The 1,617-nt window shown below is 44.2% G+C and carries 2 protein-coding genes; both read right to left on the bottom strand.

Translation table 11 applies throughout. The features are described 5' to 3' along the window. The coding region (locus AAGV28_RS15380) for an IS91 family transposase (protein ID WP_373407637.1) at window positions 1-766 on the bottom strand (766 nt) is incomplete at its 3' end. Further along, complete coding sequence (locus tag AAGV28_RS15385) at window positions 745-1,593, bottom strand: tyrosine-type recombinase/integrase (RefSeq protein ID WP_373407638.1); 849 nt, start codon at window positions 1,591-1,593, stop codon at window positions 745-747. The genes AAGV28_RS15385 and AAGV28_RS15380, both read right to left, overlap by 22 nt. Window positions 1,594-1,617: the final 24 nt, after the last annotated feature.

The following is a 1,617-nucleotide window of genomic DNA, read 5'->3' on the forward strand; positions in this document are numbered from 1 at the left end:
TATCGTCAACGACCTTGATTCGGTGGTTACTGATAGCAATTTTATGGGTATATCTTCCCAGATATTCTACCACTGATTTTGGACTTCCAAAGGGTCGTTTTGCAAAAACAACCCACGGCTTTTGCCATAACTCTTGGCGAATTTGCTCGTAGGGTATCGGTTCTTTGCCTTTTAGTTTTTGGCAATACTTGGCTCTAAAGACCTTCGACAAGGCTTTGACCGGAAAAAGGTATTTACCCTCAGAGCGGATGTTCTTCCAATTGCCCGCCTTATCGATACCGCCACTGGGAACGATGCAATGCAAATGGGGATGCAGACTCAAATTTTGCCCCCACGTGTGCAAAATGGCTATCATTCCCATTTGAACACTGTGGTTTTTACCAAACTGAGCAAGGGTCTCCCAAACGGCTTCAAACAAAAGGGTATAGACCAATTTTGGGTTATGTATCGCCAAGGCATTGATGCTGTCAGGCAAGGTAAACACCACGTGAAAATACGGCACAGGCAAGAGTTCAGCTTCTCTAGCCAATATCCAATCTTCTCTATTTTTACCTTGACACTTCGGACAATGTCGGTTTCTGCAACTGTTGTAACTGATGGTGAGGTTGCCACAATAGTCACACGCATCGATATGACCACCCAAGGCGGCTGTTCGGCACTTTTTTAGGGCATAAAGTGTTCGAAGCTGCCAAGTGTTAAGCCCGATAGTCTCAATGTTTTTGCCCAAATGGTGTAGCACATGGGCTACTTCACAGGGCGGCTGCATTGGGCAAACAAAGTATCTAGCGGACTAAAAACACGTTGGGTAGGTAATTGAGCAATTTGAAGGTATTCCATAGTGGTTTCCAAATTTTCATGACCCAAGAGATTCTTCAGAGTGATGATGTCCATACCATCTTCGAGCAAATGCGTAGCAAAGGAATGCCGAAGGGTATGCACGTGTACTTCTTTTGTAATACCGACTTGTTTGCTGACTTGTTTAATCGCCCATTGCACACCTCTTTGGGAATAGCGAGAATCAAAATCACCTCCGGCTCTGTTGGGCATGGGTTGTCCGTTGAAAATCCAATCTTTGGGCTTTTCTGCTTCCAAATAGGCTCTGAGTCCCCGAATTAAATGAGCCGATAGTGGTACATAACGGTCTTTTTTGCCCTTGCCTTGCACCACACGAAGTTGTTTGCGGTCGAAATCCAAATCGCCCAATCGAACGTTACGCACTTCCATACACCGAAGTCCACAGCCGTAGAGCAAACCGATAAGGATTTTGTGTTTGAGCAGGGTGGCACCTTGAAGCATTTTCCACACTTCTTCCTTACTGAGTACTACCGGTAATTTTTTCTCATGTTTAATCTCGGGTAAGTGCAAAAATTCATAGGGAAGACCTTCTGACTTTAAAAGAAACCGAAGTCCGTAAACCGTGTGTTTAAAATACGACTGTGAAGGACTTTTGGACTTTTTTTGTAAATAAAACAAGTAGTCATGTACTTGCTCGGCATCAAGTTCGGTGGGTATCTTACCAAAGTAAAGTGAAAGAGAAGCCACATGCCGGGCATAGTTTTGAAAAGTGCTTTGGCTTCTGCCTAAAATGGAAATGGTACGCTCAAAACGATACAGTAG

The sequence above is a fragment of the Flavobacterium zubiriense genome, assembly GCF_041729725.1.
GTDB lineage: Bacteria > Bacteroidota > Bacteroidia > Flavobacteriales > Flavobacteriaceae > Flavobacterium > Flavobacterium zubiriense.